General features: G+C 46.1%; 14 protein-coding genes. 5 read left to right on the forward strand and 9 right to left on the reverse strand.

Features of this window, described 5'->3' with window-relative positions; translation table 11 throughout:
- The first annotated feature begins 1,361 nt into the window (after window positions 1–1,361).
- Complete coding sequence (locus tag KIO97_RS24460) at window positions 1,362–1,781, forward strand: VOC family protein (protein WP_038888732.1); 420 nt, start codon at window positions 1,362–1,364, stop codon at window positions 1,779–1,781.
- Between the two features lie 108 nt (window positions 1,782–1,889).
- Here the strand turns inward: KIO97_RS24460 and KIO97_RS24465 are convergent, their stop codons facing one another.
- The 5 genes from KIO97_RS24465 to ltnD form a co-directional block, all read right to left on the reverse strand.
- Window positions 1,890–3,347, reverse strand: a complete 1,458-nt coding sequence (locus tag KIO97_RS24465; protein ID WP_285384213.1) for a GntP family permease — start codon at window positions 3,345–3,347, stop codon at window positions 1,890–1,892.
- Between the two features lie 113 nt (window positions 3,348–3,460).
- A complete protein-coding gene (gene otnI, locus KIO97_RS24470) occupies window positions 3,461–4,237 on the reverse strand; it encodes a 2-oxo-tetronate isomerase (protein ID WP_039554179.1) in 777 nt (258 codons plus the stop codon).
- On the reverse strand, window positions 4,237–4,884 hold the full coding sequence (locus KIO97_RS24475; protein ID WP_029388722.1) for an aldolase: 648 nt from the start codon (window positions 4,882–4,884) through the stop codon (window positions 4,237–4,239). The genes otnI and KIO97_RS24475 overlap by 1 nt, the downstream gene beginning before the upstream one ends.
- Before the next feature lie 11 nt (window positions 4,885–4,895).
- A complete protein-coding gene (gene otnK, locus KIO97_RS24480; RefSeq protein ID WP_285384214.1) occupies window positions 4,896–6,152 on the reverse strand; it encodes a 3-oxo-tetronate kinase in 1,257 nt (418 codons plus the stop codon).
- Between the two features lie 25 nt (window positions 6,153–6,177).
- Window positions 6,178–7,086: an L-threonate dehydrogenase gene (gene ltnD, locus KIO97_RS24485; protein ID WP_285384215.1), complete on the reverse strand. Its 909-nt coding sequence runs from the start codon at window positions 7,084–7,086 to the stop codon at window positions 6,178–6,180.
- A gap of 276 nt (window positions 7,087–7,362) precedes the next feature.
- On the opposite strand from ltnD, the gene KIO97_RS24490 reads away from it, so the two are divergent.
- The 3 genes from KIO97_RS24490 to KIO97_RS24500 all read left to right on the forward strand — a co-directional run bounded on the left by KIO97_RS24490 (window position 7,363) and on the right by KIO97_RS24500 (window position 10,404).
- The gene (locus KIO97_RS24490; RefSeq protein ID WP_021018345.1) at window positions 7,363–8,127 is read left to right on the forward strand and encodes a DeoR/GlpR family DNA-binding transcription regulator; all 765 of its coding nucleotides are present in this window, start codon (window positions 7,363–7,365) and stop codon (window positions 8,125–8,127) included.
- Window positions 8,128–8,347: 220 nt separating this feature from the next.
- On the forward strand, window positions 8,348–9,043 hold the full coding sequence (locus tag KIO97_RS24495; RefSeq protein ID WP_285384216.1) for a VC0807 family protein: 696 nt from the start codon (window positions 8,348–8,350) through the stop codon (window positions 9,041–9,043).
- Between the two features lie 275 nt (window positions 9,044–9,318).
- Complete coding sequence (locus KIO97_RS24500; protein WP_285384217.1) at window positions 9,319–10,404, forward strand: methyl-accepting chemotaxis protein; 1,086 nt, start codon at window positions 9,319–9,321, stop codon at window positions 10,402–10,404.
- A 106-nt stretch (window positions 10,405–10,510) separates the two neighbouring features.
- On the opposite strand, the gene KIO97_RS24505 is transcribed toward KIO97_RS24500, so the two are convergent.
- The 3 genes from KIO97_RS24505 to KIO97_RS24515 form a co-directional block, all read right to left on the reverse strand.
- Window positions 10,511–11,524 (reverse strand): zinc-dependent alcohol dehydrogenase family protein, encoded by a 1,014-nt coding sequence (locus tag KIO97_RS24505; protein ID WP_285384218.1) that lies wholly within the window; start codon window positions 11,522–11,524, stop codon window positions 10,511–10,513.
- 100 nt (window positions 11,525–11,624) lie between these two features.
- Window positions 11,625–12,488: a GyrI-like domain-containing protein gene (locus tag KIO97_RS24510; RefSeq protein ID WP_285384219.1), complete on the reverse strand. Its 864-nt coding sequence runs from the start codon at window positions 12,486–12,488 to the stop codon at window positions 11,625–11,627.
- Between the two features lie 138 nt (window positions 12,489–12,626).
- Window positions 12,627–13,226: a LysE family translocator gene (locus KIO97_RS24515; protein ID WP_005429054.1), complete on the reverse strand. Its 600-nt coding sequence runs from the start codon at window positions 13,224–13,226 to the stop codon at window positions 12,627–12,629.
- 120 nt (window positions 13,227–13,346) lie between these two features.
- Here KIO97_RS24515 and KIO97_RS24520 point away from each other — a divergent pair, with 120 nt between their 5' ends.
- Entirely contained in the window at window positions 13,347–13,829 is a 483-nt protein-coding gene (locus KIO97_RS24520; RefSeq protein ID WP_285384221.1) for an Lrp/AsnC family transcriptional regulator, read from the forward strand.
- 71 nt (window positions 13,830–13,900) lie between these two features.
- Here the strand turns inward: KIO97_RS24520 and KIO97_RS24525 are convergent, their stop codons facing one another.
- Window positions 13,901–15,547: a DUF5011 domain-containing protein gene (locus tag KIO97_RS24525; protein WP_285384220.1), complete on the reverse strand. Its 1,647-nt coding sequence runs from the start codon at window positions 15,545–15,547 to the stop codon at window positions 13,901–13,903.
- Between the last annotated feature and the right edge of the window lie 265 nt (window positions 15,548–15,812).

Genomic DNA, 15,812 nt, shown 5'->3' on the forward strand with positions numbered 1-15,812 from the left:
ATCAGAACGACAGTTCTGGTTTCCTCATAAAACCGTGGCCAGTTTTACTTGACCACTACAGTCAGCATCACAACGCGCTGAAAACAGATTCTGAATACTCGCTTAGGCTCCTTCAGAATGACGATGGGAATGCACTGGGCTCACAGCAGCAAAGAATGCCCTCCCCTTGATAATCACATCCAAATGCTTGGCAAACGATGTCGAGAAAAGGGGGAGTTGGAGGGGGGGGGTGCAAGTACCTAACCCAACATTCAGCTTCAAACCACCAACCCCACCTAACCTCCCCTTGTATCAAACCTCGAAGATCTCAAAACACCGAGTTCAAAGGGGAGGGACTGGTTTCGTGTTCGCAGATAGTTCGATTCACAATACAACATTACAACGCGCTGAAAGTAGATTCTGAATACTCGCTTAGGCTCCTTCAGAATGACGGCGGGAAAACACTGAGCTTACCGCAACAAAGAATCCCCTCCCCCTTGAACACCACATCCAAGTGCTTGGCAAACAAAGTCGAGAAAAGGGGGAGTTGGAGGGGGTTGCAAGCACCGAACCCAACATTCAGCTTCAAACCACCAACCCCACCTAACCTCCCCTTGTATCAAACTCCAAAGCTCTCAATACTCCGAGATCAAAGGGGAGGGACTGGTTCTGCACTCGCGGATAACTCAATTCACACTGTCAGCATAACTAAGCGCTGGAAGTAGATTCTGAATACTCGCTTAGGCTCCTTCAGAATGACGCTGTTCGTTTGGCGCTCTCTCCGTGTCATTCCCGCGAACCTAGGTGAGACTGGGAATCTACTCACCACAAACTCGATCCAAATCATTAGCCAAAACACGAAGACTAAAAGGTGAAAGAAGGTTGCAAACACCTAGCCCAACATTCAACCTCAAACCACCAACCCCACCTAACCTCCCCTTGTATCAAGCTCCCAAGCTCCCAACACGCAGAGCTCAAAGGGGAGGGACTGGTTCTGCGATCACGGATAATTCAATTCACACGGTAAGCATAACAACGCGCTGGATATAGATTCTGAATACTCGCTTAGGCTCCTTCAGAATGACGCTGTTCGTTTAGTTCTCTCTTTCCGTCATTCCCGCGAACCTAGGTGAGACTGGGAATCTACTCACCACAAGCTCGATCCAAATCATTAGCCAAAGCGCGAACAAACAAAAGGTAGAAGAAGGTTGCAAGCACCTGACCCAACATTCAGCCTCAAACCACAACCCCCACCTAACCTCTCCTTCTATAAAGCTTCAAGAAGCTCATATAAAAAATTCCAAAAAAGCCCTTTACCTAAACTTAACTTGAGGTTTTAGCATGTTCATCGTTGGCTAGAAAATGACAAAAAGGAGCACACCATGATCCAGCTAGAACACGTGAACTTAGTGGTAAAAGACATCCCTGAAATGCTGAAGTTTTACCAAGTGGCCTTTCCGCATTGGTATGTGCGTGATGAAGGGGAAGGCACATGGAGCGGTAAGCACAGAAACTGGCTGCACTTTGGCGATGAGTACCAATACATTGCGTTGAGCGACCACGGCGAAGGCAACAATCGCGATTTAGATGGTCATCAAGTTGGGTTAGCGCATTTCGCTTATGTTACTAATAACGTTGACGCGGTGACGAAAAGACTGGTTGAAGCGGGCTACCCAATCGCCCAATCCGGCGCGGATGAGCCATACCGAAAGAACGTCTATTTTGTTGACCCTGCCGGTTTTGAAATCGAGTTTGTAGAATACCTGACGGATGACCCAAAATTGCGTAACTCGACGAATTAAGAGCTTAACCTTTATCTCTCTTTTATCCAGAAAGAGCAGCGTCTTAGATACCCAAAAGCCCCTAACTTTTCAGCTAGGGGCTTTGAACATTTTACCTTGAGCGAGTGATTAGCTAGCGGCTAATTCAGGCTTCGCTGCCTTGTTGCTTTTTGACTTCATCCAAACGATGACGGCCGCAAGCACTAAGATTGGTACCAGTGGGTCGATGAGCGTGCCGCCCTTACCGAATACTAGGTTTAGCGCCATGATGATCGATGCACCAATCGCCCACGCCACGGTTGACGATACTGACCAGATTTTAATTTGGTCTGCCAACTCTGTAATACCTAGCGTACGGTTGATGATGTGGAAGTAAGAGTCATTAAGGTGTGAGAAACCAACCGGGCCAACCGCACACGCCAGTGCCACGAATACAGGATCCAGACCTAATGTCTCGACTAGAGGTAGCGTCATTGTCGCAGCAACCATCATCGATGCTGTCGCCGAACCTTGAATCAATCGAAGCATAGACGCGATAGCCAATGGCACAAGTAGTGGTGGGATACCACTGCTAGCAATAGCTTCTGCCACTTGTGGGCCTGCGCCAGACGCTTTAAGTACCGCGCCCATTGCACCACCACAGCCCGTTACCACTAGGATAAGACCCGTTGTTGATAGCGCATCGTCCATCGAGCCAACCATGTCTTTGCGGTCGATGTTGCGAGTTAGACCGTACAACGCCATTAGTACGCCAAGGCCAACAGCAACAACTGGGTTACCAAGCAGCGACAATGCCGTATGAAGGAACGTGTCTCCTGAGCCAACAAGTGTGTTGATAAGAATAAGTGCGATTGGAACAAGAATTGGACCAAAAGAAAGGAAGTTACTTGGCAGCTCTTTGTCGTCCGTTGCTTCTACTTTTTCTAAGTTTGCCCAATCCGCTTGGTTTGTGATCCAGCCATCGCCGTTAGGTACGCGGTAGTATTCATTACCCACACGGCGGATGTAAATCATCGAGAGCAGCATCATAGGTACAGACACCATTAGCCCCCACAGCATGTACTCACCTAGGTCGACACCAAGAATACCGGCTACCGCAACAGGACCCGGTGTTGGCGGCACAAGTGCGTGAGTGATAAGCAGACCAAGTGCGAGCGTCACACCAAGACCAACGGCAGATTTACCCGTATCTCGTGAAATTGCGCGAACAAGAGAGTGCAAAATGATGTACGCAGAGTCACAAAAAACCGGGATTGCCACCAGCACACCAGTGAAACCAAGCGCCAAGTCTTCACGGCCTTTACCACAGATCTTAACGAAGGTTTTCGCCATACGAACCGCCGCACCAGAGCGCTCAAAACACGCGCCCATGATGACACCGAAGGCAATGATCAAACCAATTCCGCCTAGCACGCCGCCGAAGCCCGCTTTAATAGCATCAATGAGTTCTTTTGGCGCCATGCCTGCAAATAGACCCATGATGATGCTCGCAATAACCATTGCCAATGCGACTGGAATACGTGTTTTTATGATCATTCCCATCATGGCAAGAATACCGATGACAATGCCGATTAATGCTCCATCCATTTTTATGTTCCTTTTGTTTCTGATTCTGTAGGGTGCGTGCGGCTAGGCGATGAACTCTCATCACCTAGTACACGTTGTTGCGCAAGCAACTGAAATTGTTATAAGTATTTTTATTAGAGGTAAGGACGAACCCAACCAAGACCTTCTTCAGTACTGTGCCTTGGGTTGTATTCGCAGCCGATCCAGCCTTGATAACCTGAGTCATCCAACACGTTGAACAGGTGTGGGTAGTTCAACTCACCTTCTGACGGTTCATGCCTTTCAGGTACGGAGGCTATTTGAATGTGGCCGGTGTAAGAAGCGACTTCACGAATTAATGTGCTTAGGTCGCCATCCATAATTTGAGCGTGGTAAAGGTCGAGTTGCAGTTTTACGTTTGGACGATCCACTTGCTTAATCAGCTCGACCGCTTCGCGTTGATGGGCGACAAAGTAGTTCGGTACATCGCGATTGTTGAGTGGCTCTATCATCAGCTCAACACCTTGCTCGGCAAACTTATCCGCAGCATAACGAATGTTTGAGATGAAGGTTTCAATATGCTGCTCACGAGTAAAACGGGAATCAACGATGCCAGACATAGCGTGAACCTTTTTACACTTCAGTGCTTTGGCGTACATCAGCGCAGTATCGACACTCGCCTTAAACTCATCCTCTCGGCCCGGAATTGCGGCGAAGCCACGTTCGCCAGCATCCCAATCACCCGGAGGCATGTTGAAGAGTGCTTGTTCAAAACCGAATTGTTCCATCTTGTTGGCCAGTTCTTGCGCCTCGAATGCGTATGGGAAGAGGTACTCTACCGCTTTAAATCCCGCTTGATGCGCTTTCTCAAAACGCTCTAAAAACGGCACTTCTGTGAATAACATGGTTAGGTTTGCTGCGAACTTAGCCATTATTTACCTCTCCCTTTTAGGTCTTGAACCTCGGCATCCGTTAGGTAGCGGATGTTGCTGTCTTTAAGAATGAACGCCAGTTTTGCGGTTTCTTCCAGCTCTTCAGCGTTGTCTACTGCATCTTCAAAGTCTGTGCCTGTAATGACCGGGCCGTGGTTAGCCAGTAAGAAGGCACGATAGTCACCAGCACGTTGTGCGAGCTCTTCTGCGATTTGTGGATCCCCCGGACGCAGGTAAGGGATCACTGGTAGCTCACCAATGCGCATCACAAAGTAAGGTGTGAATGCTTTGATGGCATTGGCGCGGTCTAACTCTTCAAGGCAAGACAACGCCGTTAGGTACGTTGAATGCAAATGCACGATGGCATTGCATTGCGAATTATTGCGGTAAATGGCTAGGTGAAATGCCACTTCTTTCGACGGCTTTTTACCCGAGATATGGTTGCCATCGATATCCACTACAGACAGTTCTTCTGCCACTAAACGTCCAAACGAGGAACCCGTAGGCGTTGCCAAAAAATGGCCATTAGGTAATTTCACAGACAAGTTACCAGCACCGCCCGTTGCGTAGCCGCGCTCAAACATAGAACGAGCCATGGTCACCATTTGATCTCGCAGTTGCTGCTCTGTCATTAAGTCTTTATTCATCACAACTCCTGTTATTCAAAAAGCGACTGCGCTTTGGCAAAGAAATGCTCATCACCAAAGTTGCCCGATTTCAGCGCCAGTGAAAGCTCGCCATCGACGGATTTCACCCAAGGCACGCCCGGCGCAATTTGAGGACCGATATGGAACCCTGTTACCGCGAGGCTTTGCGTAACAACGCCAGATGTTTCGCCACCAGCAACGATGAAGTTCTTCACACCGTGTTGCTGCAGTTTGATAGCCAACTGACTGAAGAATTGCTCAACGGCATGGCTAGAGGCTTGTGCGCCAAACTCTTCTTGAATGGCTCTTAGAGCCGTTGCCTCTGCGGTTGCGTAAACCAGCGGAGCAAATTCACTGTCGATATTGGTCATCACCCAATCAAACACGTGATTTGAGTACGCTTCATCGGTAAGGCAGGCTTTCACATCAATCGCGAAGTGCGGTGCTTGTTGTTTGTAAACGGCAACTTGTTGATTGGTCATCACAGAACATGAGCCAGAGAACACCACCGTCGGCGCCTTGGTTGGATTGCCCGCTTTCTTAGCATCGCTTTGATCGGCAAGATGTTCTGCCCAGTTCTTAGCAATCCCCGCAGCAAGGCCAGAACCACCGGTAACCAGTTTGAGAGATTTCGCTGCCTGACCGAGCGTCACAAGATGATCGGCATTGAATGCATCGACAACAGCATAGCGAACACCTTGTTGTTTGAGGGTTTCAAATCGCTCAGACACCGCTTGGGAGCCTTGCTCAATCACTTGGAAGTTCACCAAACCAGATGAGCCTTGTGACTGCGCATCCATCATGCGAATCAAGCTAGAATCTGTCATTGGCGTCACTGGGTGATTGCGCATACCAGAATCACTGAGCAGGTCTTGGAATACAAACAGGTGGCCGTTGTAAACCGTGCGGCCATTAACCGGCAACGCAGGACAAACAATGGTGAAACCTTCTTTTAGCTCGGCTAGCAACGCGTCAGTAACAGGACCAATATTACCTTCAGCTGTACTGTCGAAAGTTGAACAGTACTTAAAGTAGAACTGCTGGCAACCATTGGCCTTTAGCCATTTCAGCGCTGCCACCGAATCGTTGATTGCTTCATCGACAGGACAAGAGCGAGATTTAAGACTGATCACAACCGCATCGGCATTAATATCAACCTCTTGCTTTGGAATGCCGTTAAGCTGCACGGTGCGCATGCCATTTTCTACAAGGAATCCGGCAATATCAGTCGCACCAGTAAAGTCGTCTGCAATAACACCTAATAACATAATTACTTCTCCACTTTACTTGCGCTTATTTGTCTTTGCTTTCCACACCAGGAAGCTCAATACCGTTAAAGATTTTGATAACAGCACTGTCGTCTTCCTGACCAAAGCCCGCATTGCTTGCGCTTACAAACATGTTTAGAGCGGCACTGGAAAGTGGTAGAGGGAATTTCAGATCTTTCGCGGTATCTGACACAAGGTTTAGGTCTTTAACGAAGATATCGACCATTGATTTCGGCGAGTAGTCACCGTCGACGACATGCTTCATACGGTTCTCAAACATCCAAGAATTACCCGCGGCATTAGTCACCACATCGTACATCAAATCCAATGGAATGTTTGCACGAGCGGCAAGCGCCATCGCTTCGGCACCTGCTGCAATGTGCACACCCGCAAGCAGTTGGTGAATGATTTTCACTGTCGCACCAAGGCCTACAGCTTCACCAATGTTGTATACCTTGGCAGCCGTTGCGCTCAATACAGGCTCCAGCGCATCAAATGTGCTTTGTGCACCCGACGCCATAATCGTCATCTCACCAGCTTCTGCTTTTACTGCGCCGCCAGACACTGGAGCATCAAGCATCACAAGACCGTGCTCAGCCAATTTGGCTTCAATTTGCTTGGCATCTTCTGCCGAGATAGTTGCCGATACCATGACAGGCGTGTTTGGCTTGAGCGCAGCCGCAAGGCCTGTTGTGAACAATACGGTGTTAACTTGCGCCGCATTCACAACCAAAACCAACACAGAATCAAGTTGATCGGCAAACTCGACTGCGTTGGTAGAAACCGCTTTCGCGCCAAATGCACCCAGCTCTTCTAAAGCACTAGGATTCAGGTCGAAACCATATACATCAAGGCCAGCACGCACACATGACTTCGCCGCGCCCATTCCCATAGAGCCTAAACCGATAACACCGACAGATTGAACTTCGCTCATAACAACAATGCCTTCTTGGTAAATTGAATTTTGTTAATTCTTGTTTAGTTGGTGTGATTATATGTGAAGCACTAATCCGAGACTTCGCTTTAAATCACATTTTTTCACACAAATTAACAAAGGAGTGATATTTACCCCTTTATGGGCAGAGATAACCCGATCAGTTAACACAAGGGAGGGCAAGGCTTATTAGGTTAAGAACATATATTCACAGATATTCACAAAAAGCGAAAAGGTTGGTAGGATACTGAAAAACAAGAATATAGAAGTGAAATCATGATCCCAGCAGAACGTCAAAGAACCATCTTGTCCCTGTTATCACACCAAGAAGTGTTAAGCATTTCAGATTTAACCGACCACCTTGGCGTATCACATATGACCATTCGCCGTGACATCGTGAAACTGGAATCCTCAGGTAAAGTCGTCTCTGTTTCTGGTGGAGTGCAACTGGCTCAGGCTTTACATTCTGAGCTTTCCCATGACGCTAAAGTCGAGCAACAAGCGGATGAGAAGGTTCAAATTGGCAAACTTGCTGCCACGTTAATTGGCAAAGACGCGACGATTTACTTGGATGCGGGAACCACTTCTCTAGAGATCGCCCATCAAATAGCGGATCGTGACGATCTATTAGTGATCACCAATGACTTCTCTATTGCGGGTTTCCTGATGACGCACAGTCAATGTGAGCTTTACCATACTGGGGGCAAAATTGATCGTGAGAACCAATCCACAGTTGGTGGAAAAGTCGCAGAGTTCTTGAACGGATTGAACATTGATATTGCCTTTATCTCGACGTCTTCTTGGAGTTTGAAGGGCTTATCAACGCCAAACGAAAACAAAGTCCTTGTGAAAAAGGCCATCATCAAAGCGGCACAAACTAACTACCTTGTTTCTGACTCCACCAAATACGGCCAAATTGCCAGCTTTCATGCATTAAATATCGAGCAATTAGACGGCATCATTACCGATTCCAATCTGTCTGACGTAGTAACACAAGAGCTGATAGACAAAGGGTTAAGTGTGATTAGAGGCGACCAATAACTCCCCTTCTCGCCTCAAAAGACAAAGAGGCTTACCCGCTTCAGGTAGGCCTCGTTAACTTACCCAATAACACCTAAAACCTTGCCCAATGTGGGCTCATTCGCTGTTTATTTCATAAGTCGTTACACAACTCGGGGCTTTAAGGCTTTACATCTGACGCAAGGAGTAGAACACTTCCCCCAAAGTAAAATTCAGCCGACATAGTAGAGTCAGTAAAGTTATGAGTAACACCACGGCGAAAAAGTCGAATCCCCTATTCGAGCTCCTGTTTAACGTCATCATCCCTTCATTCATTTTGATGAAGTTCAGTGGTGAAGAGCACCTAGGTACAGCAATGGCACTGGTTGTCGCCTTGATGTTCCCATTGGTGTATGGCGGCATGGACCTTATCCGCAACAAGAAATTCAACTTCATTTCTGCACTTGGTTTTATCAGTGTGCTGTTAACTGGCGGCATCGGCTTGCTAGAGTTAGATACGCGTTGGCTGGCGCTAAAAGAAGCGTTAATTCCGGGTTTGATTGGTATCGCTGTATTGGGCTCAACCTTCACCCGCTACCCGCTTATGCAGAAGATGCTTTTGAACGACACGGTTTTAAACCTACCACTGATCAACGAGCGTTTAGAACAGAATGGCAAGACTCAAGCGTTCGAGCGCTGCTTAATGTCTTCTAACTACCTTTTTGCAAGTACCTTCGCATTCTCATCAGCGATGAACTACTTCCTTGCGACTTGGATTGTGACTAGCCCTGCAGGTACTGCTGCATTCAATGAAGAGCTAGGCAAGCTGACGCTTTACAGCTACCCAATGATTGCGATTCCGAGCATGTTGATGATGTTTGGTATTTTCTACTACATCTGGCGCCAAGTTCGCGCCATGACGTCGCTAGAGACTGAGCAGATTTTCCATACCAAATAACGCTCGTTCCGCCTTGATAGGCAAAGTGAGATAAAAAGAACCCCGATAGTTGCTCGCCAATTATCGGGGTTTTGTTTTTAGAATGAGGACACTACGACACACGTGTTAAACAAGCATTATTAAGCCCTGAGTCTTTGAAGTTCATACCTCTTGTTTCAATAAACCTTACAGAAAAAGTGTGATTCAGCTTGGCAAATATATGAATGTCATCGTGTATTAAATACTCAACTCGATTAGCATGGATTTTTTAACATCTCGTTACATTTATAAAATTTATGTTTGGATTAAAACGAATCAAATCGGAAAATGAGGCGCTTAAGCAAGAGATCGCAGACCTCAAAAAGAAGTACCAAACTGACGTTACTGCTCTGGAAAAACAGCTCCAAGAAACACAACAGCTTGTTCGCACTGCACAGCAAGAGCACCACAATAGCGACGAGTTGATGTCGAGCAGTTTGAAAGGTGGGGACATGCTCCAAACCATTCGAACCGAGATGGTTGAAAGCGCACAGTCGATGGCGCATGAAAACCAAGAGCTGCAACAACTTGATGAGATGTTTAAACAAACGCATCAAGCTCTTGCCCGCCTTGATAACCGAGCGGTGAAGATCAGCACTCAAGCTTCCCAAAGTATTGAATCGGTTCAAATATTAGATAACACCGCTACCTCTATCTCTCATCTTGTATCGACGATTCAAGAGATTTCTGATCAAACCAATTTGCTCGCTTTAAATGCAGCGATTGAAGCCGCACGTGCTGGCGAGGCTGGGCGTGGGTTTGCGGTGGTGGCTGACGAGGTAAGAAACCTGGCAGGTAAAGCCAGCGAGGCTAGTGAACAAATTGATTCGTTGGTGAATCAAGTGCTCACTCAGGTCAACGCGATTAAAACCTCTATCGATGAAAACCAGACCTGTGCAGAAGAAGTTTCAGCCTCTTCCGCACAAATTGGTTCTATCGTGAACGAAGTCGTCGTGAAATCGGAACACATGCAGCAGGTGATCCATATTGCATCCACCCGTGCTTTCTTGGACACAGTGAAACTTGATCACGCCATCTGGAAGAACAACATTTATCGCTTGCTACAGAGCGGAGCATTTGGTGAAACGGTGAATAGCCACTCAGAGTGTCGTTTGGGCCAGTGGTACTACCGTGGCGATGGCAAAGCCTACAGCCACCTAAGAAGCTATGCGCTGCTAGAAGAGCCACACAAAGGCGTGCACGACAGCGGACGTGAAGCAATGAGCCAAGCTAAATCTGGCAACATGTCAGCGATGGTGACCGCAATTAACGCTATGGAAGATGCCAGCGAACAAGTGGTGGTGCAAATCGATCGCTTGATGGATGAGATTATCGCGAGTTAAAGGCAACTCGATAACCCCCCAACTAAAACGCAAAAAGGGATGGTGAATGCCATCCCTTTTTTATTCTTCAATAATACCCTAGTCACCTCAAAGAGCTTGAATATAATCACTGCATGGTCAGAATAATTTTGCCTTGCAGCGCAACCGACTCATCATCTATCAGCTCGAATGCGCTCTGAAATTGTTCTAACGGAAGGCAGCGATCCACATCGAGCTGTATTCGGCGTTCAACAAAATGTTCTAGCATCTCAGCAAAGACTTGTTTGCGAACGCTCTTACCAACTGACTCTTCCCAATAGCGCAAAAAGAACGTACTGAAGTCGATATTGTTCTGCTTCATACAAGCGAAGAAAGCAGGCTCATAAGTGGTGAGAGAAAGCGTTCCGTAATTAATATACGTTCCCGAACTAAGCAGAACTTGTATGAGTTCGGTGCCCAACTTGCCGCCAATGGCATCGAACGCGACATTCGGTTGAGGCAGGTCTCGAGCATCGATTTGAGATTGCAGATCTTGCTTGCTATTTAGCACTGCAATGGAGTCGTATGGATAACGCTCGGGCGTGGAGCTTATCGCAATCAAAGTAAATCCGAGCGAGTGCGACAACTGAGCGAAGATCTTACCAATCGCAGAATTGCCCGCGTTGATGATCACCACATCCTCTTCGCCTAACTTGGCAACTTGAGTAGTGATCACCCAAGCCGTCAGGGCATTGATATACAACTGGCAAGCGTAGCCGTTATCAAGCTCTTCCGGCACTGCAAAGACATTCTCCACAGGCGCATCGACATAGCTTTGCCAAGTCCCACTCTGTGCCACCAGCACCTTTTGCCCGATGTGAAATTCGGTTTGATGCGGATCGTTTATCTCAACCACACGCCCTACCGCTTCAAACCCAGGCACTCGCGGCGGTACATGGGTACGACGATACTGCCCTACTCCCTGAATCGATAATCGGTCACTTGGATTGATGTTTGTGGCTTCGATTTGCACGCGAACTTTACCCAAAGCGAGTGGCTCTAGCTCAACATGCTCCAACACCAGCGAAACACTTGGCAAACCAAAGCTCAGTTGATTAACGCGAGTGTTGGTCTTGGTCGAGTTGGTCTTAGTTGAGCTCATCTTGATACCACTGAATTGCTAGAGAGAATATGGCGCGCCATAGCGAAACGGGTATATAACGTTTTCTCGGCGCGCACGTCAAACCTAAGTGTTTAATAAGCTATTGGATAGGCAAATAAACTTCCGTCAATAAATCACACTCATCCACCTCGTGAACAAAGTTTAAGTACTTGAAGAAGCATGGGTATTCTCGCAGCGTTTCACCGCTTTCCGGTAACCATGTTTGGTAAAGGTAACGAATAGAATCCCCTATCGAGTGATGGCTGCCTTTATGTATCACGACAGCGCAACGCCCACTTTGAATTGTTCCTGATTGCACACCATAGGTGTTTTCTGGCACCACACCTTGATGCGAGCCAGCAATATCAAATCGAAACTCGTCTTCCGGCGTGTCGTTCGGATCAGAATAAGGAATACCAAATGTCTCACTCGATTTAATTGGCGAGAGCCCGCTGCTTTTTCTCCAAGCAATAAACTTGGCCGAGCTTTCGTAAACTAGTTCAGGGCTACCTTTATGCGTGATAAAAGCAATGTCTCTCTTCGCAAAGTCAATGATTCTTACGTTCATAGGATGTTCTCCAATCGTTGGCGACTTAAATTCAAATTGTTTGTGCCAAACCTTCCATTCTGGCTGCTTTCTAAACTGAGTTGGTGTCTGCTTAAACAACCGAGAAAACGCTCTAGAAAAAGCTTCGAGACTTTCGAAACTTGCCTCAAAAGCAATATTGGTAACACTCACTTGAGGCTCAAATGCCAAACGAAACGAAGCTCGTTTCATACGCGATAGCAGCACATATTGCATAACGCTAATACCTGTGAAGGATTTGAAGATACGGTGAAAGTGATACTTGGAACATACCGCGACCTCGCTCAACGATTCTAGCGTTAAAGTTTCATCTAAATGTTCATCGATGAAATCACAAACGGCTTTAATCCGTTTTTGTTGAAGAGTTGCGGCTGTCATTTTTCTTGGTTTCTCAGTTAGGAAGTGGGAAGAATCATACCGAGCATCAAATCACTCCGCCTGATTGAAATTGCGCAGTTACGAGATGACTAAACCAATCATAGTGAGCCTTCCCATCACGCCACAAGAAGCATTGCCCTAAACGGGCTGACTCAGCATAAACACCACCACTAACGCTAGGCTGCTGCCCATGCATCGGTTTACCCACACCACCTTTTGTGGTGACTGAATAAAGCGGTTCAATACGGTGCCAAAGTACGCCCACGCAAACATCCCCAGCACACCGGTTCCCACCATCACGCTAATGATGATCACCACTTGAGTTAGGTAATCATTGTTTGGCGAGATAAATTGAGAGAACACCGTTAGCGAGGCAACCCAACTTTTTGGATTAAGGATTTGCACCCAAACGCCAGATAAAAAGCCTGACTTTTTCGCATTCGAATCATTATCGAGTTCCATTGTGGCAATCGACCATGCGAGATACAGCAGGTACGCCGCACCAATCCACTTTAACGCCGTGTACAAATCTGGGTAAAGGGTAAACAAACTGACAAGCCCCACACTTGCACCAACCAACATGATGATCACCCCGACTGCATTACCCAATACGAACGGTACAGTCGCAGAAAACCCATATCGACTTGAAATACCTAACAGCGCGACGTTGCCTGCTCCCGGCGTTAAAGAAATAGAAACGGCAAACAACAAAAATGCCGCCAACAATTGAGCACTCATGCACTCTCTCCCAAAAAGTAATCAACGAATATGGGAACAGTCTAACGATTTGGGTAGAAAGAAAATTGCTATCTGAGCTACGATAAAAGCAAATTTGAGCAGACTATTTCCAGAATGACCATAAAAAAGAAAGAATCCACCAACTTTGAATTAGATAGTACTGATTTCGCCATCCTTGACCATATTCAGAAAGATGGTCGCATGAGTAATTCTAAGCTTGCCGAGACCGTCAACCTAAGTGAAACGCCCTGCTGGCGACGCTGGAAAAAGATGGAAGAGGAAGGCTATATTGAGGGTTATGCAGCTAAGCTGAACCGTAAAAAACTCGGTTTCCAAGTTTCTGGTTTTACTCTGGTTACCCTCGGCAGCCATGAGTTAGAAAACACCACGCCTTTTGAAGACTTTGTTGCAGAAACCGATTGGATCTTAATGTGTCACTGCATTGCTGGCAGCGCAGATTATATGGTGCAAGTGGTGGCTCGAGACTTAGACGAATACTTTGACCGCATCAGTGCGATTCGCCGCGTGAAAGGCATCAGCGCCATTCAATCCAACGTATCCGTAAAGGAAATTAAGAGTACCTTTCAGTTGCCAATCGGTTAGGAAAACTTTTCCATACCTAAAGAAAAGCCAGCGACACAGCGCTGGCTTAGGGTATTCATATTAAAACTGGTTTAGTGGTTATCGCCCCAGTAAAATGGGAGTATAACGTCTTCTGCTCTCGTATGCATATAAATACGTCCTTTGTACATGAATGGGTTAGAAGGCCCAACATCCAAACGTTCCTCTCCGTTCTCCCACAGGTGATTAGAGAAGCTATATCTTCTAAAAGCTTTTGTTTTCTTAGTTTCTTTGTTCTCTTTAACGGATTTATCCATAAAGTCATAAACATATTGACCAATAAATCGAAAATCAACACCTAATTCCGAGCCCAATGACGATAAATGAGCCTTTGCCGACCACGTATTTTTTGTCGTATCAAAAATCATTCGAGATTGAGTAGAGTAAACATGAATCTTATCGTTAACTACTCTCGTTGCTGCCACTTTTCCAAACACCAGTTCTTGAGCATCCAAAGATGGATTCGGAAGCGGTTCCCACATGTTCAGTTTAAAATCAAAACTGTAGTTAGATTCTTCTGAAAAGAGGTAAAGCTTACCATTTACAACTTGTGCTGCGTGTCTTTGGAGTTGAACTATATTTAGATCCTTAGGGGCCTCACTTATCACCTCCAAAGAAAGGTCACTGTTGTGTAAACGATAAAGATGCGTTTCATCAAACAAATAAATTTCACCTTGATTGACCACAACATACATGTTGACTGTATTCTTATAATCTCCTTTATTAATAGCAATCTTGATCTCTTTCTTTTGAATAAGGTCATACTTAGCAATTAAATAAAACACGTCCCAGTTAGTAGAATGATGCGAATCAGTTTTCTCTAAAATTCGATAAATTGAATACAAGTTATCACCAACGGCAATGTGACGATCATTCATAATCCGTTGGCCTTGTTCGATAATCTCAGACAGTGGTTTATCAGAAATCTTGTAACCAGGAATATTTTTTTCATCAGTATCATCTAATTCGATACTCAATTCCTTTACAAACACGTCATTGCTAAATACTTCAGCAACAACCACTTCTTTACCCTCAAACTCTTCATCATCATGAATCGCTAGCGTAAAGTACCCACTCTTTGATGTTGAATTCTTCACCTCAACCAACTCAACATCCAGCACCTTACCTTGTTCTTTCTCAACCGTCGCTGTGGATTGGTTTGCAAGCTTGACTGTTATTGTCGACGCATCAATGTTGTCTGACTTTACGTCATACCAAATTCGGTGCTGGTATTCATTCTCATACAGAGTAATCGTGCTGTCTCTAAAGACAATGCCTTCAACAACTTCAACGACTCGTTTTGCCGTTGCCTCATTGCCTGCGGTATCTGTGACCTTGTACGTTAGTGTGTAGGTGCCAACAGTACCAGTATCTATCTGTTTGTAGTCGCTAACCTTAACGCGCTTACTAATGTCACCATCCACGTTATCCGTTGCACTGTAGCCAGGATCCTCAAACACATTACCGAGATAAACGGTGATGCTGTTGCCTCCCTCTAACGTGATTACTGGTGGGGTTTCATCTTTCTTATTCTCAATTGGAGGTTTTGCAGCAGGGGTGGAATCAGAGCCCCCACCACCACCACATCCAGACAACAGGCTAGAAACAGCCAAGGTCGCCAACAATTTATTAACATTACTCGCAGTCCAAGCGATATTTCTCACGTTATAAACCTCTGTTACATTGTTATTATTCGTCACTGCTGCTCATCAACTCCGTTGTTATCACGAGCTCACATTAACGTCTTCAATCTACTTCAAGCCCATGATATGTATAACTTTTAGGCGAAAGCATCATAAAGTAAATGCAACTCGTTTAATGTCAGGCTGTGTATTTTTTTGTCATTCACGACATGAATTTAAAAAGAGAAAATGATTTAAATAAAATGTTAAAAAACTCAGTTAGATTGGGCTTACTAGGGGTGAAGCTGATCGCTCGGTGTTCGAACTTTTTTTTTTTGGGGGG

The organism is Vibrio sp. B181a, from assembly GCF_030248375.1.
Classification (GTDB): Bacteria; Pseudomonadota; Gammaproteobacteria; order Enterobacterales; family Vibrionaceae; genus Vibrio; species Vibrio campbellii.

Coding starts and splice junctions, on each gene's coding strand:
- KIO97_RS24460 (WP_038888732.1), top strand. CDS start 1,362: ATGATCCAGCTAGAACACGTGAACTTAGTGGTAAAAGACATCCCTGAA.
- KIO97_RS24465 (WP_285384213.1), bottom strand. CDS start 3,347: ATGGATGGAGCATTAATCGGCATTGTCATCGGTATTCTTGCCATGATG.
- otnI (WP_039554179.1), bottom strand. CDS start 4,237: ATGGCTAAGTTCGCAGCAAACCTAACCATGTTATTCACAGAAGTGCCG.
- KIO97_RS24475 (WP_029388722.1), bottom strand. CDS start 4,884: ATGAATAAAGACTTAATGACAGAGCAGCAACTGCGAGATCAAATGGTG.
- otnK (WP_285384214.1), bottom strand. CDS start 6,152: ATGTTATTAGGTGTTATTGCAGACGACTTTACTGGTGCGACTGATATT.
- ltnD (WP_285384215.1), bottom strand. CDS start 7,086: ATGAGCGAAGTTCAATCTGTCGGTGTTATCGGTTTAGGCTCTATGGGA.
- KIO97_RS24490 (WP_021018345.1), top strand. CDS start 7,363: ATGATCCCAGCAGAACGTCAAAGAACCATCTTGTCCCTGTTATCACAC.
- KIO97_RS24495 (WP_285384216.1), top strand. CDS start 8,348: ATGAGTAACACCACGGCGAAAAAGTCGAATCCCCTATTCGAGCTCCTG.
- KIO97_RS24500 (WP_285384217.1), top strand. CDS start 9,319: ATGTTTGGATTAAAACGAATCAAATCGGAAAATGAGGCGCTTAAGCAA.
- KIO97_RS24505 (WP_285384218.1), bottom strand. CDS start 11,524: ATGAGCTCAACTAAGACCAACTCGACCAAGACCAACACTCGCGTTAAT.
- KIO97_RS24510 (WP_285384219.1), bottom strand. CDS start 12,488: ATGACAGCCGCAACTCTTCAACAAAAACGGATTAAAGCCGTTTGTGAT.
- KIO97_RS24515 (WP_005429054.1), bottom strand. CDS start 13,226: ATGAGTGCTCAATTGTTGGCGGCATTTTTGTTGTTTGCCGTTTCTATT.